Genomic DNA, 26,065 nt, shown 5'->3' on the forward strand with positions numbered 1-26,065 from the left:
TTCCCGAATGATTTGCAGAATATTCCTGACGGGAGCTTTAATGTGTGATGCAGAAGAATACGGCGGATGATGTTGAGCAGCAGAGGTTTCTGTTTTGTTTTCCTAGGGACATGAAGTGGAGCAAAAATGAGCAAATCATCGATCGCTTAAGAGTAAAACCAAAGAATGCGCCTTCATTCGTGAAGTGGTGGCATTTTAAGCTTCTTTTGCCATCCGCAACGTTTTACATTAAATGGTCACAGGCGTAAGATTCAAATCAACAACCGAATATATTTTAACTGTTCTCAAATGGCTGAATTCCGATAATGGGAACGGGGGAACCAATGGTGAATGCGGCTTTTGCTCAGATAGCTGCCGCTCACTTGGGGTGAATCCTTGCTGCGTGCTGAAAAGCCGCTTCTTACAAGGTAGGGCAATCTCGCTGCCCGAATCCGTCAGCTAACCCCGTAAGCCTCGAAGAGAGAGGATGAGCGCCATGATCGATTAACCGACCACGGAGAGCCCTGACGCTTCTGTGGTCTTTTTGCTGCGCATGCAGAAAGGAAAGATGATCTGTATAAGTGTTTAGAAATCTTATAACAAAGATAATCAGAGTCATTAGGCACTATCTAAAATGCTTTAAAGGGGGGATTGTTATCGTTACTGTATTTATCGTGTGCTTCTGGGTTGGATTGCTGCTTCTCCTCAGCGGCGGATTTCATGGGCATGGCCTGGCGGGTCATCTGCATGTGGGAGGTGGCGATGCTGGTGGTCCGGGCTTTGTGCCCATACTCCCTCTGATGGTGTTTGTCACGGTCTGGGGCGGCAGTGGTTATGTGCTTACCCGGTTCAGCGGAATGAAAATGCTTGCAGTGGTGCTGATCTGCACCGGGATTGCCTTGCTGCTGGGCTGTCTGATGTATGCGGTGCTGGCCCGGGTGATGACTCGGTATGATAATAGCATGAATAAAATGGATTATGAGCAGGCGGGACAACTCGGGTACATCAGCATTTCTGCAGTGGATGGAGCAGTGGGAGAGATGAAATATGTGCTGCATGGAACGATGCGTTCCATTGGAGTGCGGGCAGAAACCGGCCAGCAGCTCGCCAAGGGTGACAGGGTGATTATTTTGAAGGTGGATAAAGGAATGGCGGTAGTCACCCTCTTCGAGAGGGAAAACGAACAATTATAAATAACGGGGAGTGTCGAACCGAATGGTTATTCTTTATTTAATCTCGGCAATTGTTGTTGTTATCCTGCTGGCTTTGTTCAGTATCGTGAACGCTTATAAAAAGGTTCCACCCAATCAGGCGATGATTGTATTCGGCCTCGGCGGAAAAAGAGTGGTTCAGGGCGGCGGGACGTTCGTCATTCCCGGCTTCCAGAACAATAAGACCATCTCCATGATGCTGATGAGCTTCGATGTCATCCCGGCGCAGGCGATGTTCTCCCGGCAGGGCATCAAGCTCAACCTGGAGGCGGTAGCCCAGATTAAGATTAAAAGCGATCCTACCGCTATTCTGACTGCCAGTGAGCAGTTTATCGACAGGCCGGAAGAAGACCGTGAGACGATTATCCTGCATTCGGTGGAAGGCCATCTGCGCGGCTTGATCGGACAATTAACGGTGGAATCCATTCTAAAGACACCTGACGAAATCAACAGCAAGATGCGGGAGACCTGCTCGGAAGACCTCGACAAGATGGGGCTTGAGGTGGTCAGCTTCACCATTAAGAAAATTACTGACGACAAAGGGTATATCGACAATATGGGGGTTCCGGAAATTGAGCGCATCCGCCGTGATGCCAGCATCGCCAAGGCGGAAGCAGAACGCGACATTCAGATCAAACAAGCCGAGGCGGAGAAGGAATCCGCCATTGCCAAAGCCAATGCACATCAGGCCACCATTGAAGCGGGAACCGCCGCCCGCGCCAAGGAATCTCTGTTTGAGAAGGATTTGAACATTAAGCAGGCGGACTTTAAGCTGGAGACTGAAGTGAAAAAAGCACAGGCGGATCTTGCGTACGAATTGCAGCAGAACAAAATCAAGCAGTCGCTGGTTACCGAACAGGTCAAGATCACGCAGATGGAAGCGGAGGCCAACCGGACCGTCCGGGAAATCGAAGTTGAGCTGAAACAGAAGGAGCTGGAGGCAACGGTGATTAAGCCTGCTGAGGCGGAGAACCAGGCTACTATCATGAGAGCGGAAGCAGCCAAGCAGCGGAAAATTCTTGAGGCGGAAGCAGAGGCGGCCACAATGACCAAACGGGGACTGGCAACAGCGGAAGCAGAGCTGGCGAAGGGGAAAGCCAACGCAGAAATTGTTCAACTGGCCGGAGCGGCGGAAGCGGGGGCACTGGAGAAGAAAGCTGAAGCGTACAAACAGTTCACGCAAGCCGCACTTATAGTGGAATTCTTGAAGGTTCTGCCAGAGCTGGCTGACAAAATCGCTTCCCCGCTGGCCAAGGTCGATAAGATTACAGTGATTTCCCAGGATGGAGCATCATCCGGCGTGAACAAAATTACCGGCGATATCGCCAAAATCATGGCCCAGATTCCTGAATTGACGCAGTCGCTTACCGGTATGAACGTGACAGAGGCTCTCAGCGGGCTGCTCGGCCGGGATAAAGAGCAATAGTTCTATACAAGCTGGGATATTGAATTCCTTGCATAAGCAACGCTCTATTATGGAAAACTTCTGTAGTGCGAATAAACAGCATGATTCCATGTTTGGAGACTTATTTTGATTTCCTAGGAGGTTAAGATTATGACAAATCAGGATCCGCAGGAGCTGCTTAAGCGAAAACACGAGATGGATGAGCAAAAAAGGCAGTTCACAAATTTCTCCCGAAGTGTTTGCGGCCATGGTGAGTTAGAAGCAGGCCAGGAATTCAGTATTGACCGGGTGCCTGACGATCAGAACCGTATGAAATCTGTTGAGAACAAACGTGATTGATCTGAAGAAAAATCTTCTCCGAGAAATGTAAAAATGTCCGTGTCGAAGGACAAGAACATAGTACCATTCAAAGTCGCTAACTTGGCGGCTTTTTTTGTTTTTTTAAGGTATCAAGTTCTTGTCCCGAGCAAAGGACAAAACTTGGTACTATTCCGCATTAATGGATGTCTAATCATAAATCATTCTTATTCTATATAACTGGAATTTCTTATGTATAAAAGATTGTTTATGGAACAACATACACATAATACGCACATTATGGATAGGTTGGTGATCTTCATTCATGCGACAAAAAAAGAGTCTATTTCTGCTGATGATCTTTATATTAATTGTAACTTCGGGATGCAAAAGTCAGGAATTGAGACATAAAGAACAAGATTTAGTCCGAGTGAAATCCATAAACGGTGAAAACACAAAGAAAGTCGTTTTACTGGTGATCGATTCATTAATGGCTCAAGCAATTGATAAAGGCATAGAGCAACTACCCACTATACAATTTCTGATCAAACACGGCCAATATTTTAAAAACCTTGTCAGTTCTTTTCCTACCATGTCAGTGACGATTGACAGTTCTCTGATTACAGGAACATATCCGGATGTACATCATGTGCCTGGTTTGACATGGTATTCGGCGAAGGAAAAAAAACTTATCAATTATGGTACCGGACCGATGGAGATCATCAAACTTGGTGCTGACAGTGTATTGGTTGATGCGTTAGTCAACTTGAACGACCGTCACTTAAACCGAAACATGCCCACCATTTACGAAGACTTGGCCCGAAGCGGGATGAAATCCGGCAGTATTAACGGTTTGATATACCGGGGCACCGTTGATCATACTTTATCCATTCCTCTCTGGATTCAAGGTCCTACTTCATTACCTAAAACAATTCCTGTAAAGGGCCCCGATTTTTTAACGCTGGGTTCATTGTCAGATCCGCTTGAAGGCATTCAAAAACTGCCTGACGGTTTAACCCGTCGCATCGGTTTTAACAATCAACATTCCGTTGAAACCGCCCAATATCTAATAAAGGCAAATAAATTACCGGATTTTTTGTATGTTTATCTACCTGATTTGGATCAAAAAATTCATAAAAAGGGTCCTTCAGAGTTAAAAGGAGTCAAGGAAGTAGATAGACAGCTCGAATCATTATTGCAAAGCTTTGGTTCGCCGGAGGAAGCTTTGGACAAGGCGGTTTTTATTATTGTTGGAGATAGTGGGATGACCAAAATCTTGCCTGTCCAAGATAACCCGGTTATCGATTTGGCTACCTTTTTCAACGACTATAAAGTGTTGCGTCAGGAAGAGTCAGTAACGGATGATACTGAAATCATTCTCGCTGTCAATGAAACTATGGCCTATGTCTATACTCTTAAAGCGGACAAGCTAAAAGACATTGCCTATTTATTAAAAGCTGATCCTCGCATTGATGTAATTTCATGGAAAGAAAAGGAGTGGATCTACGCAATTCAAGGTGCAACCTCCAAAAAGCTCAGATTTAAAGCCAATGGCAAACTGATCGATGATTATCAACAAAAATGGGCGGTCGAGCAAGATGTAGAGGTGTTAGATTTGAAAATAGATACTCAACATCATTCATTACAATATGGTGAGTATCCTGATGTGCTCAGGAGGTTATCTGGAGCTTTACATTCTCACCCTGGAGAATTTTTGATTGTCACCGCAAAGCCAGGTTATGAATTGGCAGACATAAGCTCACCGACGCACAAAGGAGGTGGAGGTCACGGCTCTTTTGGACAAGCGGAATCGCTGGTTCCCCTTATCCTTAGTGGAACAGATCAAAAGCCGCAATACTTGCGGATCATAGATTTAAAATCATTCCTGCTTAAGCTTCTAACAAAGTAGCGATTAATGCTTTCCATTTTATTAAATCGGAGATGTATTGGCGGCAATAGCAAAGAGGGCGGCGAAGATAAAATAGAATTCAAACTATAAGACTGCTGCTGCTGACTATGCTGAAATGTTTGAAACGGTTGACGGAATCTCAATTGACGTTGGATACTTTGTTACTTTTGTAACGGATGAATGGGGCAGGGGCAAATAAAACCCTAGTTTTTGTTAAATAACGCATGGAGTAAAAACAAAACTATTTCATGGAGCAGCTTGCCGCGGCAGCTCAATGGATGTCACAGGACAAGAACATAATCCTTTGAGAACCCGCGCCCCACGCGGTTTTTTTTGTTTTAAGGGACCAAGGTTATAGATTCAACTATAAATATAAAGCGGCATTATCAGAACAACCGCTATTGACAAACCACTACTTTGTGTTACTATATAGTGGTAGTAAGTAATACTGAATACCAGTCATACAGAATAGCAAGGGGTGATTGTGCTGGAAAATCTGACGGAAATGCTCAAAGGCGTGCTTGAGGGCTGTGTCCTTGAAATAATAAGCCGCAAAGAAACCTATGGCTACGAAATCACGCGGCGGCTAAACGCCCTCGGCTTCACAGATGTTGTGGAGGGAACGGTGTACACCATCCTGATCCGGCTTGAAAAAAGCAAGCTGGTGGATACCACCAAAAAGCCCTCCGACATGGGTCCTCCGCGAAAGTTTTTTGCGCTCAACGATGCGGGGCGTGAGGAGCTGCGGAGGTTCTGGGAAAAATGGGGGTTTGTTGCGTCGAAAATCAACCAATTAAAGGAGGAGTAGTAACAATGCTTGATTCAATCATAAAATTGATAATAGGTGACATGGAAGAAAAACGGGCCTATAAACAAATGATGAAGAGGGTTGACGTCTTGCCGAAAGATTATCGGTTTGCATTTCGCAAAATTCAACATTATATGTTTAGTGTTGGCCCCCTTGGCGGTGACATGACGATATTTACGGACTTGACGATGTTTAAGGACTTAGTGGATTTATTTGAAGCAAGTGCGGCAGAGGGCAGGCAGGTTCTTGATGTCATAGGCAGTGACGTCGGCAAGTTTTCTGATGAGTTTATGCGCGCGTCGGTTACCAATACCGAAACAGTGCGGGAAAAACTAAACAAAGAGATTATGGAAAAATTTAATAAGGAGGAGCAATAACTATGCTGGAGCTTATCAAAAAAATGATCGGGGATAAAAAAGAGTATAAGCAGCAAATGGCAAGGGTAGAAGCGCTACCTGAAGACTATCGGTTCGTATTTGAAAAAATTCATGGATACATGTGGAGTTTCGCAGTAGGAGACGGCTCTGATATGTTGAAAATTCAGCACGAATTGATCGAGTTGTTTGAAGCGAGCGCGGCTGACAGCAAACACGTTCTCGACGTGACGGGCGAAGATGTTGTCGGGTTTTGCGACGAGCTTCTGCGCGGCACGAAAATGTGGACCGATAACTTTCGCAAAAAATTAAACCGCGACATGATGAACAAACTCGGAAGGGGGGACGAATCTAAATGAATGACATCGCAATTCAAGTAAAGGATTTAAAAAAATCCTACAAGACCACGGAAGTCCTAAAGGGAGTGAATTTCGAGGCGCGGCGCGGTGAAATTTTTGCCCTGCTCGGCTCCAACGGCGCGGGCAAGACGACGATTGTTAAAACCCTCACCACGCTGCTTAAACAGGATGGAGGCACCGCCTTCGTAAACGGCTTTGACGTCGCGTCAAAGCCCGACCATGTACGTCAGTCGATTAGCTTGACAGGACAGTTTGCTGCCGTGGACGAGATATTGACCGGGCGGGAAAACCTGATCATGATCGCCAGGCTCCGGCACCTGACAAATCCGATTCAGATCGCGGATGATTTACTGAACCGCTTCGGCCTGACCGAAGCCGCCAACCGCAAGGTGTCTACTTACTCGGGTGGTATGCGCCGCAGGCTCGACATTGCCATGAGCCTTGTGGGAAAACCGCAGCTTATTTTTCTCGATGAGCCGACCACCGGGCTTGACCCCGAAGGACGCAACGAGGTTTGGAAGACAGTCAAAGAGCTTGCGAATAATGGCACGACGGTATTCCTGACCACGCAGTATTTGGAAGAAGCCGAGCAGCTTGCAGATCAAATTGCCATTCTGCATGAGGGCAGGATTATCGCGAGCGGCACAGTCGCGGAGCTGAAAAAGCTGTTTCCGCCCGAAAAGGTGGAGTATGTTGAAAAACAACCCACATTGGAGGAAATATTCCTCGCAATCATCGGCAAAAAGGAGGAAAAGTAAATGGAAACGATTAAGAAACACTTTTTCAGCGATATGGGCGTTATGCTTGGGCGTTCCATGCGCCATATTTTCCGCAGCATGGATACTATCATTACTGTCACCATCACTCCGATCGCGATGCTGCTGCTGTTCGTTTATGTGTTCGGCGGCGCGATTCAAACCGGCACGGATAACTATGTGAATTACCTGTTGCCCGGCATCCTGCTGATTGCGATTGCAAGCGGCATTGCCTATACGGCTTACCGTCTGTTTATAGATATGCAAAGCGGCATCTTCGAAAGGTTCCACTCCATGCCGATTGCGCGTTCGGCCGCGCTGTGGGGGCATGTGCTGACCTCATTGGTGTCCAATGCGATTTCGGTTGCTGTCATCATTCTCGTAGCGCTCATTATGGGCTTCCGCTCGCCGGCAGGAGTATTGTCATGGCTTGCCGTGGCCGGTATACTTGCGCTGTTTACGCTGGCCTTGACATGGATCGCGGCGATTGCCGGACTGTCCGCAAAATCGGTGGACGGCGCAGGCGCCTTTTCCTACCCGCTTATCTTCCTTCCGTTTATTAGTTCGGCGTTTGTGCCTACCGAAACGATGCCGTCAGCTGTCCGCGCTTTTGCCGAAAACCAGCCAGTAACTTCAATAGTGGAAGCCATCCGCGCGCTCCTGTCGGGGCAACCTGTCGGGAATGACATTTGGGTTGCACTCGCGTGGTGCTTAGGGATATTGATCGTCGCATATCTTTTTGCAATGCGCGTATACAAACGGAAAGCAGCTTAATGTTTGCAGACATTAAAATGAGAGTGGTTAACAAAACTTCAAGTAAAAGGGATGGTAGAGTGTGTAAAGACGAATGGATATTATGCCCGGTCTGTGCCAACAAAACACGGGTCAAGGTACGTAATGATACGGTACTTGAAAACTTTCCGCTATTTTGCCCCAAGTGTAAACAGGAAACGATAATCAATGTAAAGGAACTGAATATGTCAGTTATCAAAGAGCCCGACGCTAAGACGCAGAGCCGATAACCGTGAGTGAAATCACAGTTGTCGGCTCTTTATTTATGATAACTCCCAAGCTATATGATTGACGTTTATTTATTTCCATTAAGTGACCCATGGACAATGATATGCAGGAGGGAATACTCCGATGTGATCAGTACTTTCGTGTACAGAGTGGGTATTAGCTCGGGAGATTTCCGTGGGCATGAATTATCCCGAAACAGGCTACATTTCCATCACGCCCAAGCCGCGGTGCTGTTCACTGTTAGTAAGGAAGGATAAATAAATCTGAGTTGTTGACGGAAATAGCAAAGAGGAGCGGCGAACTCCTCTTTTTTGTTGAATTAAATGTTGACTTGACTCTAGAACCAGGGAAGGCAGCTGCATCAGCTATCCAGGCTGCGTGGTGAGAAGACCCTCTTCCCGATGAATGTAAACAGGCAGGGGGAACGGAATAGATTATTAGTAGTGGGACGGTGGGAGAAATCGGCTGCAACCCTAAGAATACATTATCTTTTTTCTGGTAATATAGAATATATATTTTTAAGCCAGGTAGAAGGAGTGCGGCAATGATTTATTTAAGAAGCTTTAAGCTTTCTGATTATACGGATCGAAATCCCAACATATATCCTGATAATGTATTTAAGCACTTGGCTGGAGAGGTGCTTTTGTTTGATCGAATTACTGTGTTGTATGGCAATAACGGTAGCGGAAAATCCAGTTTACTCAATGTAATTTCCAACAAGCTAGGAATCTCGGGGGCTGAAAGAATGACAAGCTATGGGCATAGTATTTATGCTCAGAGATTCCTTGATTTGAGTAGCTATCAGCTTGGGCATGATGAGCACGAGCATGAAATCAGGCAACTTCCAAAAGAAAGCCGATATCTGAAATCAGAGGATATTTTATATGAGATCAAGAAGATACAGCAATCTTCCGTGCTGCGTGAGGGAATAATAAATGAGCAGATTAACAATGGGATGAGCAAGGCTCAGGCATCACAATATGAAGCTACGTATGCGTTTAAGAAGAAGCTGGAGAACATTCAATTCTCTCAAGAAAAATATTCTAATGGAGAAACGTCCATGCAGTTTTTTGAGGAATATCTGCTACCTGGGCAATTGTATTTATTGGATGAACCGGAAACGTCACTTTCTCCTGCCAATCAAATACGGATGGCCGAACAAATAAATGAGCTGGCACGATATTTTGATTGTCAATTTATTATTGCCACGCATTCTCCCTTTGTTTTAGGCACGTTACATACAAAAATTTATAATCTGGATGCCAAGCCTCTTCAAACAGCTGAATGGTTTGAACTAGACAATGTACAATTTTTTTATCGATTTTTCAATAAGCATAAGCAATTGTTTGAATGAGAGTAGGACAGGCGAAAATTGCAGCTTTTCATCTGAGCAGGGGTGGGCACAACGGCAAGCGGCGCCGGCGGCGCAGCGGGCGGCCTCTTTGTCATCGGAGACAACGGCCGCCGACGGACTCGGGCCGCATACTTGATCGCTACGGCTTTGGCCGCATTGATGCCAATCGGGCGGTTCAACTCGTGGCCGAATTAACGCCTGTTCATTAAGGCAAACTAAAAGGAGCCAACTTTATGGGTTGGCTCCTTTTTTGATATAACAAATTAAGAAGGCGAGGAGATCACATGACACAAAAACTGGCGGTCATCGTTATTCACGGATTAGGCAAGCAGCATAAGGACTTTGCATCAGCTTTCATTAAGGATCTGCACAAGACCTTCTCCCGGCTCAGCGGTGAGAAAAACCCGGAGGCGCGAATAGTGATCAAGCCGGTGTGGTGGGCCTCTGTCTTCGCTGATCGGGAAGAAAAATTGAAACAGAAGCTGGTAGGCGCTCCGTACAATCTGCGATATACAGAACTAAGAGAATTCATGATTCACTATCTGACGGATGCTGTCGCATACCAGCCCGTGGAAGGCGGCGACCAGAACTATGAAGCGGTTCATCGGACGATTAGCAAGCAATTGAACCAGTTATGTACTGAAGCCGGAACGGATGCTCCGCTCTGCGTTATTTCGCATAGTCTGCGCTACACCACGTTTGACAAGCCAATTCAAGTGCCTAGCGAGGGCTTCTCCGCCAAATATCCCGATATCCCAGGCGAATGGATCAACTTTTATGATAAAGACGATGTTCTGGGCTATCCGCTGAAAAGCGTTCACCCTGAATACGACAAGGCTGTTAGTGAAGACCGTGACGTCAACGTCGGAACGCTGATCGACAGCTGGAATCCCTTATGCCACAATCGCTACCTCACAAGCAGCAAAGTCATAACGCCGATTGCAGAAGGTCTGCACAAGCTATGGCAGCAGGTCAACGTGAATGCACTGACCGTACACAAATAGCTGCAATTTTTCCTTTTGAACGGTTATGGTGCTGAATACCATGTTGTCATTCCCATATTTGTAAGTATGGAATTTGATCAATATCTAAACAACAAGATACACCGTACGATAAACCTTGATAATATCAGGGTTTTATTATATTTCAGGAACCTTGTTACTCTCTAAGTATTGAATAAAAAAACCTTCCAAAGGCAAAATAAAAGATGAACTTAGGAGGGGTGCTCATGACATTGATGGAGAAGGTTCTTACAACGGATCTTGAGGATAGTGAGGCAATTCTGCGGGAGCTTCTCCATAATTCATCTGATGTAATGTTTCGGAAGCTGCATACAGATGGTCAAACCCTTCTGTTCATTTACGTGGAAGGATTATGTGATACTAATTTAGTGGAACAAATCATTCTTAAACCATTTTTGTACCGAGGACTTCCGGGTGATAACTGTGAAGGGCCTCCGTTTACACACACGCTTAGACAACTGATGCTTCCGGTGCTGAATAAATCCTCGGCAACGAAAGCTGGAGAAGTTGTCGAGGGCGTTTTGGCAGGATACGTGGCTCTCCTTGCCGAAGGAGAATCCGAGGCCCAGATAGCGGACTTCCAGCACTATCAGCAGCGTAATGTTGAAGAGCCCTCGACCGAACCCGTCGTTAGGGGTCCTAGAGATGGCTTTACTGAGTCTCTTCGAGTAAATACGAGTTTGATCCGTAGGCGGCTCTGCACCCACGAATTGGTCAACAAATCGTTCCAGCTCGGAGAAAAAACCGGAACAAAAGTAGAAATGCTCTACTTAGAAGGGGTCGCTAAAGCTTCCATCGTGGAAGAAGTAACTCGACGCATCGGTGAAATCCGAATAGACGGAATATTAGAATCGGGATATATTGAGGAAATGATCGAAGATGCTCCATACTCACCCTTTCCTCAAATTCAGAATACAGAGCGTCCTGATGTTGTTTGTGCTGCATTGTTGGAAGGCAAAGTGGCAATTGTCACGGCAAATACTCCTTTTGTGCTTATCGTTCCCATGACATTCTGGTCCGGCCTTCAAGCATCAGAAGATTATTACGAAAGAGCCATTTTCACAACACTTGTAAGGTGGGTTAGGTACTTCATGTTCCTGATTGCCCTGCTGCTTCCGTCAGTTTATGTGGCTTTAACTACTTTTCATCCGCAGATTCTTCCGACAGTCCTTCTAATCAGCATCGCAGCAGCAAGAGAAGGTGTCCCCTTTCCTGCCGTCATGGAAGCCTTCCTGATGGAATTTATGTTCGAGGCACTTCGCGAAGCGGGCGTCCGGCTCCCGAAGACAATCGGTTCAGCCGTTAGTATTGTGGGAGCACTGGTTATCGGACAATCAGCTGTAGAAGCTGGCATCATCTCAGCTCCCATGGTCATCGTCGTGGCAACGACGGGGGTCGCTTCCTTCGGAATACCCCGCTACAATCTCGGCACTGCTTTGCGTGTTCTACGTTTCCCCATGTTGTTGCTAGCTGGATTTATAGGAATTTACGGTATCTTGATCGGCATTACGGCGATCCTTATCCATCTGTCATGCTTGCGTTCATTCGGTGTTCCTTACCTCACACCCGTATCATCCGAAACGGCAGGCTATGTTAAAGACCTCATCTTTCGCGCTCCTAGATGGAGCTTACGTTATCGTCCTAAAAACACGACAGGGAGTAACGGTAAACGAATTTCATGATAAGCTCCTGTCTTTATTTCAAAGGAAGGTGACAGCTCATGTACCTAAAATCGGGGATTATCCTGGTACTGATTCTATCGCTCACAACTGCATGCTGGGACCAGAAGGAGCTTAGCAACCGGTCCCTCTGGATCGCCTCTGGGTTCGACAGGAACGAGAGAGGGGATATCGTCTTGAGTGGCCAAGTTTTGATACCGGGTCAACAGGGTGAAACCGGAGGAAAAGGAGGTTCCTCTGGCAAGGGCATAGGTAATTTCGTTGTTTCGGGAAAGGGGGAGAGTGTCAGTCAGGCAGCAGCCGATTTACAAGGAAGTCTTTCCCGAGAAGTATTTCCCAGCCACCGCAGGGTAGTTTTTGTAGGAGAACACTTCGCGAAGGACGGGATCGCCGACATCCTGGATGAACATTCCCGGAATCCGAAGGTCAGGTTGCGGTCCGATATCTTTATCGTGAAAGGTGGTACCGCCCTTGAACTGCTCAAATCTTCGTACCCCTTAGAGAAGATACCCGCGATTGGCGCTTACAAAGAACTCGAATATACAAGTGGCCTGAAACAGGCGACATTAATGAGATTCTTAAGAGCAGCTAGCAGTGATGGTGTTAGCCCGACATTACCCGTAATTTCTTTAGATCGGAAAGGTGACGAGAATCAGGAAGTGACACAGCAACAAATTTTTCGGATGAATGGCATAGCCATTTTTGATAAAGAAAAGTTGAAATTAAAAGGTTATATCAGCCAAATGGAAGCATTGAATGTGAATTGGATTACAGGTGTGCTAAACAGCACAACAGTAACAACGCTCGTGCCTAAAAATCAAGGGAGAGTCAGCCTACACCTATCCCGGATGAGTCGAAAAATTTGGTCAGAATACGAAAGAGATAAGCTTGTCATTCATGTCAAGTTGATCGGCAAAGGATTAATTAGGGAGAACCAAGGCCGGTTGGATCTTCGTAATCCTGCCAATGTCAAATTGGTCAAGCAAGCTCTAGAAATTGAAGCAGCAAAGAGAGTTAAAGAAACCATCTTTAAAATTCAGAAGACTTTCCATGAGGATATCTTCGGGTTTGGTGAGGTACTTCACCAAAGAAGTCCGTCGTATTGGAGGAAATTAAAAAATAACTGGAATTTTTATTTTACAGAGGCAGAATTCGATGTGAAAGCTGATTTGACGGTAACCCAAATAGGGCTGACGGGACCTGCCCTGCATTTACAGGAGGAGGAAACGCTACCATGAACACGACTAAAATTTCTAACATTCAAGTGTTTTGGATAACGTTTTCGATGGAGAGTGCAATAACATTATTCTTGACCCAATCGCTTGTCATTCAGATGACGAAGCAGGATGCTTGGATTTCTTTCCTAATCGGGGGTGTTATCGCATGCGGGATCACTCTCCTGTCCAGGGCCTTGTCCCTTATGTACCCCGAGCAGACACTCGGCGAATTCAGTGAGAAAATTTTAGGCCGCTGGCTTGGGAAAATAATAGTTATTCCCTTTTTTATAGTGTGGATAATCACTTCGGGAACGCTTCTTCGCCAATTTTCGGATTTCTTCCAAATGATCTTGTTTGACCGAACCCCTTCAAGCGTGCTGATGTTACTCATGATGGTAATCGTAGTAAGCTTGGTCTGGGCTGGAGGAATCGAGGCGATTGGGCGGTGCAGCCAAATGATGGGACCCTTAATTTTGGTGATTGTCGTTGTGGTCACTTTCTTGAGCTTTAACAATTATGAATTCGAGCAAATTCTTCCTATTTTCTCGGAATCAGGCGTTAGAACGATTATGCGAGGAAGTCTAGCGCCCGCCTCGGTGCTGGGAGACACCGTTTTCCTGTTGATGGTGACAAAATTCATGAAGAACCCCCGTCAGGGAACGAAATTTGCTGTTTGGGGCGTCGCGGCCGTTTCAATCATATCCTCTATAATGACCTTGACTGCTCTATCAATTTTCGGTTCAGCGTTAGCGGCAAAGATGCTGATTCCAACATTTGAGTTGATGCGATTCGTCTCCCTTATGGAGTTCATACAGAATATCGAAATTTTTTCATCGGTTTTATGGTTCTTCAGTGTGTTTATCAAACTGAGCTTATATTTATTTATAACATGCTATGGAATGTCCCAATGGTTAGGATTAAAACGTTGGACCAATTCAATCTGGTTGATTGCACCGGCAGTGTATCTTATAGCATGGAAGAGTCCCCAAGCTGTTCTGTACGATTCCCAAATTCAGCTTTATCTGGGCGTTCGTTACGTAATGCCGTTTGAGCTGATCGGAATCCCGTTCCTGCTGTGGATAGTTGGCACTGTTCGTAAACGACGAAAGGGGGGATAGTTTGAGAAAATTTCTGTTTTTGATGATTCCGCTCTGGCTGGCAAGTACTTTTTTTGCAATTTGGCCAATTCATGCGGATTGGGCATATAATTTTGTTGTAAACGACGGTAAATCCTATATCATTTCTGACAATCGAGTGGAAAAGGAACAAATCGGTTCAATAATAGGCAAAGTTACATCATTTTCAGACAAGGAAGGCACATACTCAGGTAATTTTTCGAATCACTATCCGAAGGGCACTGAATATTACAATATCAAAGACGTGGACAAAAATGAGGCAATTGCGATAAAGATAAATGATGGGTCATTCATTAAAGCTAATTATGAGGGTGAATATGCCGGTTCCATATTTGATTGGGGAAAAGTTGTATGGTGTACCGCCGGCTCATTCTTGCTAGTCCTTGTCATTGTCATTGTGAAAAATAATCGGAAATGAATCTAATACTAAAATGAAGGATAGTTAAGATAACGGTAAACAATGGCACATCAGGTTTGTAGGTGGACAAGGAACGGTAAGCTTTGAGAAAGACCTCCTGGGCGCTGTCTTCTGCTTCTGGATAAGACCCTAGCATATGATAACAGTAAAGAACTATCGGCTTCTGATAGAGAAGCAGGATACTCTCAAACTTATCAATATTGCCGCCCAGCACCTCGTTAATAGTATTGTGCAGTACTTCATCCTCCAAGGCTTCTCCCCCCTTTCAATGTGTTCAACGAATGATGGAGTAGGAATGTGACATTTTTTCAGAAAGTATAGCTGAATGTGTAGACGAAAAAAGCCCATCTCTCAAGTGAGAAAGAAGGGGCTTGCTCCGTGTTTACCACGGTCTCTTCGTGAAATCTGGAAGGTAACCCTCGGCCCAGCTGGAGATTAAGTCCTGAAGCAGGGTACAGTTGAAATTGCAGGCTGGTAGGTTGTGCTTTGGCTGGGATGCGTAGACTCGTCGCCTCAACAACCGGGATACCCGGCCATGCCTGCGTACAACCAATTGTGAATTGAGGTATCGAATGACCGGACAGGTGATGGAAATATGAAATCCATTTACCACATATAGAGCTCACTGAGCTTAATAAAAGTGGCAGCTTCCGGCAGTGTGCAGCAGCTTGAACAAGCGGCGGCTTTGTAGTCTGGGGCGATAGTATAGGTCTGTAAGTACATTGATTCCGCTTGTGTGATCAGACTAAAGCTGCCATCTTCACGCTGTTGTACCGTAAATGAATCAAGCGGCCGGGACAGCCCGGTGCCAATCGCCTTGATATAGCTTTCCTTTAATGTCCACAAGTCATAAAAAAAATTCTGCCGCTCCCCGGCAGACTTGCCCTGTAACGCCTCTCGCTCCTCCACAGAAAAAAAACGCTCTGCTATTTGAATATCTATGGGCCGTATCTGCTCAATATCTACTCCGAGTGAACCCTCATTCATTCCCCAGATCATCAGCACCCAATCTCCTGAATGAGACACATTATACTCAAAATCAGGCAGCCCAGACACCCCCGGTTTGCCGAATGGATTCTCCTCGAATTGAATATTGCCATTCCGTTGACCGAGCTGGCTGCAGAGGATGTACCGCACCAGTATCTCGCCAAATAAAGAACGATATGCATCTTCCTTATGGAAAAACCGGGCGAGACGTGCGCGCCGGGCTTCCGATACCTGTGCTGTAAAATAAGCATAGCTCTCCAGACTTAGCTGCTCCGGGAGCTTAAAAGCAAGAATTTTGGACATAAACAACACCTGTCTTAGGAGATTTTAATTTGTTTTCGTTATTGTGAATATTGTGAAATATGAAGTCCGTTCTCTAAACAGGACAGCTATACGATTCTAGCATATTTATTTGAACTCACTCCATACCTAAATTGGTACTAATAGCTCTTTCCGAAATTTGCACATTATTGAACTGCTGGCATTTTACGACATAATAGGACGTCGAATGCTGCAGATATATGCGCCATTCTATTAACTTACTTAAATTTATATTAATTATCTTTATTGTTATATAGTCCTAAAGAATGGTATTTATTTAAATATTTTCATAGTATAGTTGGTATTATCAAGACATCGTCAAAATCAGTTTTAATACTACAATATTATTGAATGAAAGCAATATTACGGGAGTGATATCATGTCATTGGAGAATGAATGTGAAGATAATAAGGCGGATATTGCCATTATTGGCCTCTCCATCCGTCTGCCTGGCATTGATACCGTTTCACAGTTCTGGGAAGCAATCCTGGGTGGAGAAGAGGTGGTTGCTAACACATCCCCGCAGGATAAAGCAGAAGTTGCTTCTGCGGAGGGAAGGCCAAACTTTATTCGCACAAACACCAATATTCGGAACATTGAGAATTTTGATGCTGCTTTCTTTAATTTCAACATAAGAGAGGCGTCCTTGATGGACCCGCAGCATCGTCTGCTTCTGGAGATGGCTTGGGAAGCGCTGGAGGCAGCGGGATATGATCCGGGAACCTATGACGGTCTTATCGGGATGTATGCGGGCGTGTACGCGAACTATTATCAAATGTTCAACCTTATGCCGCTTCTCAACGGCAACAGAGCAGCCTCCGAACTCCAAATGCAGATCGCAAGTGAGAAAGACCATGCAGCGACGATGGCTGCTTACAAGCTAGGCCTTACCGGACCAGTGCTGAATGTTCAGTCTGCTTGTTCCAGCTCGCTGGTTGCTGTACATCTGGCTTGCGAGAGTCTGCTCACTTACTCCAGTGACATGATGGTATGTGGAGGTGCAACACTCGGCATTCCCCAAGCTAACGGCTATTACTATCAAGACAACGGGTTGTTGTCCGCTGATGGGCATCTCCGGGCGTTTGATAAGCAGGCTACTGGAACCTTGTACAGCGACGGGGCAGGTTGCGTCGTACTGAAACGATACAGTGATGCCCTTGAGGATGGCGACACCATTCATGCTGTTATTAAAGGCTCTGCCGTCAATAATGACGGAGCCCTCAAAGCCGGATATACAGCTCCCGCAGTCAAAGGCCAGATTCAGGTTATAGAACGCGCACAGATGAACGCAGACGTAAGCGCCGAGGACATCTGTTACATAGAAGCTCATGGTACCGGCACTCCTCTAGGAGATGCGATTGAGCTTGAGGCACTGCATGAGGTATTTGCCAGACATACTGAAAAAAACGCTTTTTGTGCTTTGGGTTCGGTTAAATCTAACGTCGGTCATACGGGGCCATCCGCAGGTATTGTTGGGTTAATCAAGACAGTCATGGCCCTGCGAGAGAGGATACTGCCACCCGCTATTCACTCAGATACACCACATGACAGGTTAATGACGGGCCAGAGCCCGTTTTATCTGAATCCTGTTCCGCTGGAGTGGAGCAGCCCCAATCAGCGGCGTCTGGCTGGGGTCAGCTCCTTTGGGCTTGGAGGCACCAATGCACATGTTATCCTGCAAGAAGCGCCGGTGTTGCCGAAGGAACCTTCCTTACGGCGCAGCAAATTGTTCGTCCTCTCCGCCAAAAGTGCAGAGGCGCTCAAGAGGCAAAAGCAATCCTTGCAGCAATTTCTAAGCTCTGCTTCAGAAGAACTGTTAGCGGATGCAGCCTATACACTGCAAACCGGACGGAAGCTGTTTGAGCACCGGGCAATTTGTTTATACGGCTGCGGAGGTGAGACGGAATGGATGGAACGGGAGACTGGAAAGAAGGATAACCCCGATCTTGCGGGCATGCCCTTGTTCCACTTTCCGGACCTATCCAATTTCGAGGCTCCTGAGCTTGGGGATTGGATCACTGAGGAAACGGTATTCTACAACAACTTCGTGCAGGTTAAGAAACTGGCAGAGGAATGGTTCGGCAAGAGAGATTCGGCATTGCGGGAACAAGCCACATACGCATTAACCGTGCAGATCTCCTTATTCAAACTCTGGGAGAGCTGGGGAATCCATCCCTCGGGCTGCCAAGGTACGGGCAGCGGCTTATTTGCCGCCGCTTATGCCTGTGGCCTCCTGACTCATGCGGATGCTATGTATCTTGGCAGCTCCTTTACAGCCGCTCTCGCAACTTCGGGTGAGGCGCGGGGTACTTTTGTCCGAAGGTACCGGCAACATGTCTCGAGTCTGAAAACGGGGGCGATGAAGGTTCCACTTGCAGCATCGCCGGGAAGGGACCCGATGACTCCTACGGAGTGGAGAAGCAGCGATTTTTGGACAGCGTATCTGACGGATGCCCTGGAAGACGGAGCCTCATTACAGACCAGCAGCAAGAATGAAATAGATCGGCTGGTGCTTGATATGAATCTCGGTGAACCTTCGGAACGTCATGGAACAACAGAATGGAAGAGCGTTTACCTTCTTCTCGGCAAAGTCTGGATGGAAGGCTGCCCTGTCAATTGGAAGGCTTATTATCAAGGGGAACGCCGCCGCCGCATTGAATTGCCTGTCTATCCTTTTGAAAGAACACGCTGCTGGGTGGAGCGTGATGATTCTGCACTTGATACTACCGGGCCGCTTCAGCCCATTTCGGAACCCGTCAACTTGCGGCCAGAGCAGTTGGATGGATACATCGCACCAAGAACAGAGGTTGAACGTGACCTGGTTGCAGCTTGGGAGCTGTATCTGGGGGTGGCCCCGATCGGAATCAACGACAATTATTATGAACTGGGAGGCAACTCGCTGCTGGCAGCTTCCTTGCATGCACATATATGTGAACAGTTTTGCGTGACGCTTAAACTTGAAGTTTTTTTGGAGCAGCAGACGATAGCCCGATTAGCCGAATCCATTGAATCCTGGAGATTGAATTCTATATCTGCGAAAGGCGGACACTGACATGGATCTTGTGAATAAGGCATTGCATCGTTTAAGCCATCCCCAAAAGAGAATTTGGTATACCGAATGCCTTCATCCCCAGACAGCCGTACATCATATTGGTGGCTGTGTCCGTATTCACGGAACGCTCGACTTCCCCCGTTTGGAAACTTCGATCCAGAATGTGATTCAGTCTCATGACGGCCTGCGCCTGCGTTTGCGGGCACAAGACGGTGAACCGCAACAATATGTAGCGGATACTACTTCGCTACAGCCGTTGCCCCGCTACGACTTCAGCTCATATGCCAATCCCCAAACGGCTTATGAGAGGTGGGTGAAGGCAGAGGCGGCAAAACGATTTGAACTTTTCGATTCTCCTTTATACCACATCGCTACCTTCAAGGTGGGGGAGCAGGATAATGGTTTTCTCCTGAAAGCCCATCATATCATCTGCGACGGCTGGTCAATGGACCTGCTGACCAGACAAATTCTCGGACATTATGAATCGCTGGGCAGGGAAGACATCTCTGACCGTGCCGTGTCCGAACCCTCCTATTTGACTTATCTTGATCTCGAAAGTCAATACCTGAGCTCTCAGCGCTGTCAGAGCAACAAACAATTCTGGGAGAACAAATTTGACGTTCTTCCCGAACCGCTGTTCGACAAAACTGCCACTACTCCGGCCGGCAGCCGCTATACCCGCCTGCTCGACAAGCAGACCACAGAGCAGGTTACCCGTATTCTGCCAGAGCTTAATGTGTCATTGCCCCTATTTTTATCTGCCGCATTCGGGTTGGTACTAGGCAGGTATTACCAGAGAGAAGATCTAATCCTTTCCATACCCGTGTCCAACCGCTCTGCACACACCAAGGCAACAGTTGGCATGTTCACAGGCAATCTGCCTCTGTCGCTGCATCTTAAGGAAGGCCTGTCCATACGGACATTTTTACAGCGGGTACGCCGTGAATATTCACGTAATCTCGCCAATCACAAGTATCCGTTCGATCTCCTTGCAAAACATCTTCAGTTGCGAAAAAAAGGGCATGGCAGCTTATACCAGGCCGCTGTGAATTATTATAATACCCACCTATTGACAACCGTGGACAACATGATGATTAGCAATGAGGAGTTCTACTCCGGCGAGCAGGCTTATCCCGTACAGTTGATGATCAAGGACTGGTCCGAGGATGGCACGTTATTGTTCACTCTGGACTACCAGACTCAGATAATTGGCAAGGAAGAGGCAGAGTCGCTGGTGGAATGTCTCCTGCATGTGTTGAACCAGATGGTGCATACTCCAGACCTCCCATTGAAGGAACTGACGCTGTCTACCGAAAGACAATTGGAACAAACTTTGATTCATTACAACCAGCATTCAATCCATAACTATCCACTTGAAAAGACGGTTATGGATCTATACGCAGATCAGGTTCGGCTCCATCCGAATCGGATTGCCGTGAGCTGTGCAGATGAGAAGCTGACCTTTGCAGAATTGGCGCAGCAGGTCAATTGCCTTGCGGCAGCCCTGACCGCAGAATTTCCGCAAGTGTCAGGCGTTATAGGCGTACGGATGCATCATTCTCCCGAACTGGTCATTGCAATTCTAGCGATTCTTCAGTGCGGTGCGGCTTTTCTCCCGCTGGACCCCGGAGTTCCGGCCGCCAGAGCGGAATATATACTCCGAGACTCGGGAGCAATCTGCCTGTTGACCGATCTGCCAGAGGAACCGGCATTCGGCTGGCCTATTCCAACGCGCAATCCCCGGCATCTGCTCCGGCATAGGCCGTTGTCTGCGGGGGAACAGCAGAGGTCGAGGCCTGAAAAAACGGCTTACATCCTATATACCTCGGGATCTACAGGAGCGCCCAAAGGGGTTAAAGTTCTTCATTCTAACCTGGCCAACTATATCACTTGGGCAGCAGAAGAATACTTGACCTCGGAACACGAAGTGTTCGCCTTTTATTCCTCAATCGCCTTTGATCTGACGCTGACATCTTTGTTCGTACCGCTGGTCAGCGGCACCCAGTTGAGGATATACCCCTCCAGCGGCGAGGACTATACCTTGAGCCGGATTCTGAGCGAGAACAGAGCTACAGTAATCAAGCTTACCCCTTCCCATCTTGCGCTTATGGGGGAAGAACGGAGGCCGGATGCTGCCTTGCGCACACTGATTGTGGGCGGGGAGAGTCTCAAGACCAGCCTTGCAGCAGCCGTTCAGCAAGCCTTCGGGCCCAATCTGGCTATTTATAACGAATACGGGCCAACGGAAGCGACCGTAGGCTGTATGATTTACCGTTATGATCCCATAAAAGACAAGGGAGTGGCGGTTCCCATAGGAGTACCTGCTGCAAATGCGAAGCTATATATATTGGATAGGGATTTGCGGCCGCTGCCTCCAGGCGCGAGGGGAGAACTCTACATCTCCGGCCCCGGTGTTGCGGCTGGATACGTCCATCAACCCGAGCTGACGGCGGAACGATTCTTGCCGGATTCAGTGAACAAGGGCAACCGGATGTATCGTACGGGGGATCTGGTCCGGTGGGGTGAAGGCGGAGTGATGGAATATATCGGCCGCTGCGATACCCAGCTTAAGGTTAGAGGCTACCGAATCGAGACGGAAGAGATTGAACATTTCCTGCTGGAGATGGAGGGCATCCGTAATGCAGTTGTCTTGACGGAGGGTGAAGGTCCCGGCATGGAGCTGGTCGCCTGTATTGTCGGAGGCTCTACAGCGTTGGATATCCGCAGCCGTCTGGCAGGCATCCTGCCTGGATACATGGTTCCGGGACGCATCATTTTTAGGACAGAGATTCCGCTTACTGCTAATGGGAAGACCAATCGGAGGCAGCTTGCACGAGATTTAAATGCCGCCCCTGCAGAGGTCCAGGAGTACGAAGGGGGGACTCAAACTGAACGGCTTTTATCCGCACTACGGACCGTTCTGGAGCGTAGGGAAATCAGCCTGGAGGACCGTTTTTTTAATCTGGGCGGGGATTCCATCAAAGCGATTCAGATTTCAAGCCTGCTTAAAAACCAAGGACTTCAACTCAGCGCGGCAGATATTCTGGATCATCCCCTCATTAGCGAAATGCTGCTGCATCTCTCGGAAGATAAGGAGGTTCAGCCGCAGGGTCCGCCGGAGGGAATCGTCCCGTTGACACCGATCCTGTCGTGGTTTTTCTCCCGGGAGCTTGAGGATGAAGACTACTATCTGCAATCGATGCTGCTGGAGATCAGAGAAGATGTTGCCACGCATACCCTTGAAGACAGTTTAAGGCAGTTGGTCCGGCTACATGACTCCTTGCGCTTACATTATGACTCTGTGCAGCGGCAGCTATCCTATAACAACGACCTTTCTGTTCGTGAGTTCAAGCTAAATGTACTTGATTTGAGCGGATTTGATCCTAAACAACGCGCTCAAGAGTTCCTGTCATATACCTCCGCACTGAAGGCAGGCATACGCCTTACTGAGCAGGATCATTTCCCATTCCGCGCCTGTCTGATTATGGAGCCGGGACGTGCTAATCGTCTGCTGCTGGCGGCTCACCATGTCTGCATAGACGGTGTCTCATGGCGGATTATTATGGAGGATTTGGGACGATTGCTTCAGGGAGAACGCCAGTGTCTGCCCAAAACATCATCGTTCAAGCGCTGGGCGCTGGCGCTGAGCGAACGCGCTGAACCCCTGGTCCAGCGGGAGCGGGAATATTGGAGCGGAAATTACAACCTCCCAGATGATCATTGGCTTTGTTTAGGGCAACCGGGTAGTGGACGCACGACGCTTCGTACGCTGACGTTCGGCCCTACTGAAACGGAGCTATTGCTTGTACAGTGCCAGCAGATTAACGGTCTGCAGCCCCATGAGCTGCTGCAGACTGCACTTGCCCTGGCACTTCATGATACCTGGGACTGGCAGACGCAGGTCATTTGGCTGGAAGGACATGGCCGGGAGCCCTTGTTCCCTGAAATTGATCTCTCGCGTACCACTGGCTGGTTCACCAGTCTGTATCCGGTCAGAATTACGGTTGAGGCAGGTACAGGTGTAATCGAGAGGAGGGATAACATCCTCCAACAGTTCAGGGCGGTGCCCCGTAAAGGTCTGGGATATGGCATTTTAGCTTATGGATTGGGGCAGATTACAGCGGCTGTTCCCCGGATTTTGTTCAATTATCTCGGGGAATTTCAGGAGGAATACGGGAACGGGCTGTTGCGTGTTCTGAATGAGCCAACAGGACCGGATATGGCCGAAGACAATGCAACACCATTCGTACTGGAGATCAACGCTTATATTCTGAAGCGCAGACTGTATCTGGAGTTACGTTATCCCTCCAGTATGCCGGACAAGGTCATGGAGCAGTGGATGGAGCGGTATGAAGCCCTCTTTGTGGAACTTCTCACTCTACCGCCGGTTCAGAGGGAGCCAAACTGGACACCCGCCGATTTTGATGCGGTGGATATGACGCAGGAGGAATTGGATTCGTTATTCAAGTAACAGGGGGGATGTCATGAACCGCTTGCTAATCAAAATGCTCTGTGCCTGTATTCTGCTTGGTATAGCTGCGCTGCCGCCAGCTTCGGCAAATACTGCTGGCAGCGGGATTTCGGCTGAGTCCGTCGACGAATATGTGCTTAGGCTGATGGATCAGATGGATCTTCCCGGTGTCTCTGTAGCTGTGCTTCGCGGTGACAAGACTTATGTTAAGGGGTATGGCAAAGCTGACGCCAGCCGGAATATACCGGTAACCCCGGACACCTTGTTCGAACTTGGCTCCAACAGTAAAGCCTTCACCGGCGTAGGTCTGCTGCTGCTTGTCGAAAGAGGGCTTGTAGACCTGGAAGCGCCAGTAACCCGCTATCTGCCATGGTTAGCACTGCAGGCGAAGGGGGAGTCTGCCGAACCAACGGTCGGGCATTTCCTCCACCAGACCAGTGGAGTGGGCAGTGATTCCGTTGCGCTGATTGATCCGTCTACCGAAGACACTGCACTCCAGGATTCGGTGCGCAGACTAAGCGAGAACCCGCTCTGGTATAAACCGGGGTCCCAATTTCTGTACTCCACCGGAAATTATGATGTGCTTGGTGCGATTATTGAAGCTGTGAGCGGGATGTCCTATGAATCCTATATGTCCGCTGAAGTTTTGCAGCCTTTGGGTTTAGAGCATACATCCGCAGGAAGAGCGATCTTGCAAGGTGGCAAGGAAATCTCCCAAGGCTACAAGCCTGGACTTATCGGCAACAGAGAGTATCAAGCCCCCGTCTACCGCGGGAATACACCCGCAGGCTACATTTTGTCAAGCGCTAAGGATATGGCCAGCTGGTTGAATCTGCAGATGAACCCGGCAGCAGCGTCTTCAGAGCTTAGGGGGGCCATTGCCCGTGCGCAGATTCCCGATGAAACGGTCAGGGCAACAGAAACCCCTCCGTACACGACACCTTTTCGTTATGGCGGTGGCTGGCTTGTATTTAACAAAGGAGATCATACCCTCTTTTCACACGGGGGCAATAATCCCAATTTCTCTTCTTACGTCTTGTTTGATCCAGTAAAACAACTCGGAGTTGCTGTCCTGGGGAATCGGAATACGACGGCGACTTACGCCATCTGTGAGGGACTGTATGCCTTGCAGCAAGATCTGAAACCTGCCGCTGCACCAATGGATACTATGGACACGGCGAATCTCGCAGGACGGATCATTATCATCATTTGTGCGGCTCTTTGCCTCTGGATGATCTACGTATGGGTCAAGGATCTGCGCTTGATCCGCAATGGCAGACGGATGCGCAGGGGATCTTCTTTCGCTCTATACCTCAAGACATCCGGTTTTGTTATCCTAGCCGCTTTTATCGTGGGCGTAGCCTGGTATATACCCAAAATTCTTTTTTGGGGCTATCCTTGGAGATTTATTGTCGTCTGGGCACCGTTTACGATAGTCCCGGCTATGATTTTGATCGCAATCACAGGAACGATGTTCTCAGCCTTAAGACTGTTAAAAATGTGGTTCCCGCTACACCCGGAGGTGCAAACGGACCGCCGGACACAGCCGCAAGTGATTCAAGAGGAGGCTTCCTTATGACTATCAAGCTTTTTACAATTCCGTATTCCGGCAGCTCAGCGGCCATTTACCTGAAATGGAGGACCCTGCTGCCGGAAAATATCGAAGTGGTACCCCTTGAATTTCCAGGCAGAGGCAAACGGTTCGGGTCCAAGCTATGCGGCAGTATGGAGGAATTGATTGACGATCTTGTACAGCATATTGGCAGCCAGCTCCAGGGGAGTCCATATGCGCTGTACGGACACAGCCTGGGAGGACTGGCGGCTTATGAACTGAGTGTGCGGCTCCTGGAGAGCGGACAGGCGCTTCCGGTACATATCTTCCTCTCTGGCTGTAATCCCCCGCACCTGCGTTATGGAGAGGAGCAACTGCATAAACTGCCGGACGAGCTATTCCTTCAAGAAATCATCAAGCTGGGCGGTACCGCTCAGGAACTGGTTAATCACTCGGAGCTAATGAGAGTTTTTTTGCCGATCATCAAAGCGGACTATAGAATCTACGAGTTATATGCCGGTAACGGCCGGTGCGTGAAGCTTCCGGTGGATTGCACGGTCATGCTCGGCACCGATGACCCCTTGATGCCTGCGGAGAACGGGATAGAGTGGGAGCAGTATATCAGCGGGAGCATGGTGATCAAAAATCTGCCTGGCGGCCACTTTTTCATTCATGACCGGCAGGATGATGTGATCGCCGCCATTCAGGATGCACTTGCCGTTCATAAGTGAGGAGGCCC

General features: G+C 47.8%; 23 protein-coding genes and 1 riboswitch. Of the genes, 21 read left to right on the forward strand and 2 right to left on the reverse strand.

What is annotated here, in order from left to right; translation table 11 throughout:
• The first annotated feature begins 44 nt into the window (after positions 1-44).
• The 17 genes from MHI45_RS01525 to MHI45_RS01605 all read left to right on the forward strand — a co-directional run bounded on the left by MHI45_RS01525 (position 45) and on the right by MHI45_RS01605 (position 14,943).
• A complete protein-coding gene (locus tag MHI45_RS01525) occupies positions 45-248 on the forward strand; it encodes a hypothetical protein (protein ID WP_144024323.1) in 204 nt (67 codons plus the stop codon).
• 32 nt (positions 249-280) lie between these two features.
• Positions 281-468, forward strand: a riboswitch (cyclic di-AMP (ydaO/yuaA leader).
• A gap of 92 nt (positions 469-560) precedes the next feature.
• Positions 561-1,172: a hypothetical protein gene (locus MHI45_RS01530; RefSeq protein WP_144024322.1), complete on the forward strand. Its 612-nt coding sequence runs from the start codon at positions 561-563 to the stop codon at positions 1,170-1,172.
• Between the two features lie 22 nt (positions 1,173-1,194).
• Complete coding sequence (locus tag MHI45_RS01535) at positions 1,195-2,616, forward strand: flotillin family protein (protein ID WP_076110878.1); 1,422 nt, start codon at positions 1,195-1,197, stop codon at positions 2,614-2,616.
• A gap of 129 nt (positions 2,617-2,745) precedes the next feature.
• Entirely contained in the window at positions 2,746-2,934 is a 189-nt protein-coding gene (locus tag MHI45_RS01540; protein ID WP_076110877.1) for a hypothetical protein, read from the forward strand.
• 283 nt (positions 2,935-3,217) lie between these two features.
• Positions 3,218-4,801 (forward strand): alkaline phosphatase family protein, encoded by a 1,584-nt coding sequence (locus MHI45_RS01545; protein ID WP_076110876.1) that lies wholly within the window; start codon positions 3,218-3,220, stop codon positions 4,799-4,801.
• Between the two features lie 505 nt (positions 4,802-5,306).
• Positions 5,307-5,609, forward strand: coding sequence for a PadR family transcriptional regulator (locus MHI45_RS01550; RefSeq protein ID WP_269322569.1), 303 nt, complete (start codon positions 5,307-5,309; stop codon positions 5,607-5,609).
• Positions 5,610-5,614: 5 nt separating this feature from the next.
• Positions 5,615-5,986, forward strand: a complete 372-nt coding sequence (locus tag MHI45_RS01555; protein ID WP_076110875.1) for a DUF1048 domain-containing protein — start codon at positions 5,615-5,617, stop codon at positions 5,984-5,986.
• Between the two features lie 2 nt (positions 5,987-5,988).
• Complete coding sequence (locus MHI45_RS01560) at positions 5,989-6,342, forward strand: DUF1048 domain-containing protein (RefSeq protein ID WP_076110874.1); 354 nt, start codon at positions 5,989-5,991, stop codon at positions 6,340-6,342.
• Complete coding sequence (locus MHI45_RS01565) at positions 6,339-7,100, forward strand: ABC transporter ATP-binding protein (RefSeq protein WP_076110873.1); 762 nt, start codon at positions 6,339-6,341, stop codon at positions 7,098-7,100. The genes MHI45_RS01560 and MHI45_RS01565 overlap by 4 nt, the downstream gene beginning before the upstream one ends.
• Positions 7,101-7,871, forward strand: coding sequence for an ABC transporter permease (locus tag MHI45_RS01570; RefSeq protein WP_076110872.1), 771 nt, complete (start codon positions 7,101-7,103; stop codon positions 7,869-7,871).
• Positions 7,872-7,888: 17 nt separating this feature from the next.
• Positions 7,889-8,119, forward strand: a complete 231-nt coding sequence (locus MHI45_RS01575) for a cysteine-rich KTR domain-containing protein (RefSeq protein ID WP_445667516.1) — start codon at positions 7,889-7,891, stop codon at positions 8,117-8,119.
• A gap of 542 nt (positions 8,120-8,661) precedes the next feature.
• Complete coding sequence (locus MHI45_RS01580) at positions 8,662-9,471, forward strand: AAA family ATPase (RefSeq protein ID WP_076110871.1); 810 nt, start codon at positions 8,662-8,664, stop codon at positions 9,469-9,471.
• Between the two features lie 284 nt (positions 9,472-9,755).
• Complete coding sequence (locus MHI45_RS01585) at positions 9,756-10,475, forward strand: hypothetical protein (protein WP_076110870.1); 720 nt, start codon at positions 9,756-9,758, stop codon at positions 10,473-10,475.
• A 224-nt stretch (positions 10,476-10,699) separates the two neighbouring features.
• The gene (locus MHI45_RS01590) at positions 10,700-12,175 is read left to right on the forward strand and encodes a spore germination protein (RefSeq protein WP_076110869.1); all 1,476 of its coding nucleotides are present in this window, start codon (positions 10,700-10,702) and stop codon (positions 12,173-12,175) included.
• A gap of 38 nt (positions 12,176-12,213) precedes the next feature.
• Complete coding sequence (locus tag MHI45_RS01595; RefSeq protein WP_083675641.1) at positions 12,214-13,410, forward strand: Ger(x)C family spore germination protein; 1,197 nt, start codon at positions 12,214-12,216, stop codon at positions 13,408-13,410.
• Complete coding sequence (locus MHI45_RS01600; RefSeq protein WP_076110868.1) at positions 13,407-14,507, forward strand: GerAB/ArcD/ProY family transporter; 1,101 nt, start codon at positions 13,407-13,409, stop codon at positions 14,505-14,507. The genes MHI45_RS01595 and MHI45_RS01600 overlap by 4 nt, the downstream gene beginning before the upstream one ends.
• 1 nt (position 14,508) lies before the next feature.
• Entirely contained in the window at positions 14,509-14,943 is a 435-nt protein-coding gene (locus MHI45_RS01605; protein ID WP_256718112.1) for a hypothetical protein, read from the forward strand.
• Here MHI45_RS01605 and MHI45_RS01610 read toward each other — a convergent pair.
• On the reverse strand, positions 14,918-15,193 hold the full coding sequence (locus tag MHI45_RS01610; RefSeq protein ID WP_076110867.1) for an RNA polymerase sigma factor: 276 nt from the start codon (positions 15,191-15,193) through the stop codon (positions 14,918-14,920). The two genes, MHI45_RS01605 and MHI45_RS01610, sit on opposite strands and share 26 nt — an antisense overlap.
• A 356-nt stretch (positions 15,194-15,549) precedes the next feature.
• Entirely contained in the window at positions 15,550-16,233 is a 684-nt protein-coding gene (locus tag MHI45_RS01615) for a 4'-phosphopantetheinyl transferase family protein (RefSeq protein WP_076110866.1), read from the reverse strand.
• A gap of 397 nt (positions 16,234-16,630) precedes the next feature.
• On the opposite strand from MHI45_RS01615, the gene MHI45_RS01620 reads away from it, so the two are divergent.
• From MHI45_RS01620 to MHI45_RS01635, 4 genes are read left to right on the forward strand one after another with little or no spacing between them, the layout of a single operon-like run.
• Complete coding sequence (locus MHI45_RS01620; protein WP_076110865.1) at positions 16,631-19,303, forward strand: type I polyketide synthase; 2,673 nt, start codon at positions 16,631-16,633, stop codon at positions 19,301-19,303.
• A gap of 1 nt (position 19,304) precedes the next feature.
• On the forward strand, positions 19,305-23,774 hold the full coding sequence (locus MHI45_RS01625) for a non-ribosomal peptide synthetase (RefSeq protein ID WP_076110864.1): 4,470 nt from the start codon (positions 19,305-19,307) through the stop codon (positions 23,772-23,774).
• Positions 23,775-23,787: 13 nt separating this feature from the next.
• Entirely contained in the window at positions 23,788-25,353 is a 1,566-nt protein-coding gene (locus MHI45_RS01630; protein WP_076110863.1) for a serine hydrolase domain-containing protein, read from the forward strand.
• Complete coding sequence (locus MHI45_RS01635; protein WP_076110862.1) at positions 25,350-26,057, forward strand: thioesterase II family protein; 708 nt, start codon at positions 25,350-25,352, stop codon at positions 26,055-26,057. Before MHI45_RS01630 ends, MHI45_RS01635 begins: the two co-directional genes overlap by 4 nt.
• Positions 26,058-26,065: the final 8 nt, after the last annotated feature.

The organism is Paenibacillus sp. FSL H3-0321 (assembly GCF_038002865.1).
Lineage (GTDB): Bacteria > Bacillota > Bacilli > Paenibacillales > Paenibacillaceae > Paenibacillus_AQ.

Coding starts and splice junctions, on each gene's coding strand:
- MHI45_RS01535 (WP_076110878.1), top strand. CDS start 1,195: ATGGTTATTCTTTATTTAATCTCGGCAATTGTTGTTGTTATCCTGCTG.
- MHI45_RS01540 (WP_076110877.1), top strand. CDS start 2,746: ATGACAAATCAGGATCCGCAGGAGCTGCTTAAGCGAAAACACGAGATG.
- MHI45_RS01545 (WP_076110876.1), top strand. CDS start 3,218: ATGCGACAAAAAAAGAGTCTATTTCTGCTGATGATCTTTATATTAATT.
- MHI45_RS01550 (WP_269322569.1), top strand. CDS start 5,307: ATGCTCAAAGGCGTGCTTGAGGGCTGTGTCCTTGAAATAATAAGCCGC.
- MHI45_RS01555 (WP_076110875.1), top strand. CDS start 5,615: ATGCTTGATTCAATCATAAAATTGATAATAGGTGACATGGAAGAAAAA.
- MHI45_RS01560 (WP_076110874.1), top strand. CDS start 5,989: ATGCTGGAGCTTATCAAAAAAATGATCGGGGATAAAAAAGAGTATAAG.
- MHI45_RS01565 (WP_076110873.1), top strand. CDS start 6,339: ATGAATGACATCGCAATTCAAGTAAAGGATTTAAAAAAATCCTACAAG.
- MHI45_RS01570 (WP_076110872.1), top strand. CDS start 7,101: ATGGAAACGATTAAGAAACACTTTTTCAGCGATATGGGCGTTATGCTT.
- MHI45_RS01575 (WP_445667516.1), top strand. CDS start 7,889: ATGAGAGTGGTTAACAAAACTTCAAGTAAAAGGGATGGTAGAGTGTGT.
- MHI45_RS01580 (WP_076110871.1), top strand. CDS start 8,662: ATGATTTATTTAAGAAGCTTTAAGCTTTCTGATTATACGGATCGAAAT.
- MHI45_RS01585 (WP_076110870.1), top strand. CDS start 9,756: ATGACACAAAAACTGGCGGTCATCGTTATTCACGGATTAGGCAAGCAG.
- MHI45_RS01590 (WP_076110869.1), top strand. CDS start 10,700: ATGACATTGATGGAGAAGGTTCTTACAACGGATCTTGAGGATAGTGAG.
- MHI45_RS01595 (WP_083675641.1), top strand. CDS start 12,214: ATGTACCTAAAATCGGGGATTATCCTGGTACTGATTCTATCGCTCACA.
- MHI45_RS01600 (WP_076110868.1), top strand. CDS start 13,407: ATGAACACGACTAAAATTTCTAACATTCAAGTGTTTTGGATAACGTTT.
- MHI45_RS01615 (WP_076110866.1), bottom strand. CDS start 16,233: ATGTCCAAAATTCTTGCTTTTAAGCTCCCGGAGCAGCTAAGTCTGGAG.
- MHI45_RS01620 (WP_076110865.1), top strand. CDS start 16,631: ATGTCATTGGAGAATGAATGTGAAGATAATAAGGCGGATATTGCCATT.
- MHI45_RS01625 (WP_076110864.1), top strand. CDS start 19,305: ATGGATCTTGTGAATAAGGCATTGCATCGTTTAAGCCATCCCCAAAAG.
- MHI45_RS01630 (WP_076110863.1), top strand. CDS start 23,788: ATGAACCGCTTGCTAATCAAAATGCTCTGTGCCTGTATTCTGCTTGGT.
- MHI45_RS01635 (WP_076110862.1), top strand. CDS start 25,350: ATGACTATCAAGCTTTTTACAATTCCGTATTCCGGCAGCTCAGCGGCC.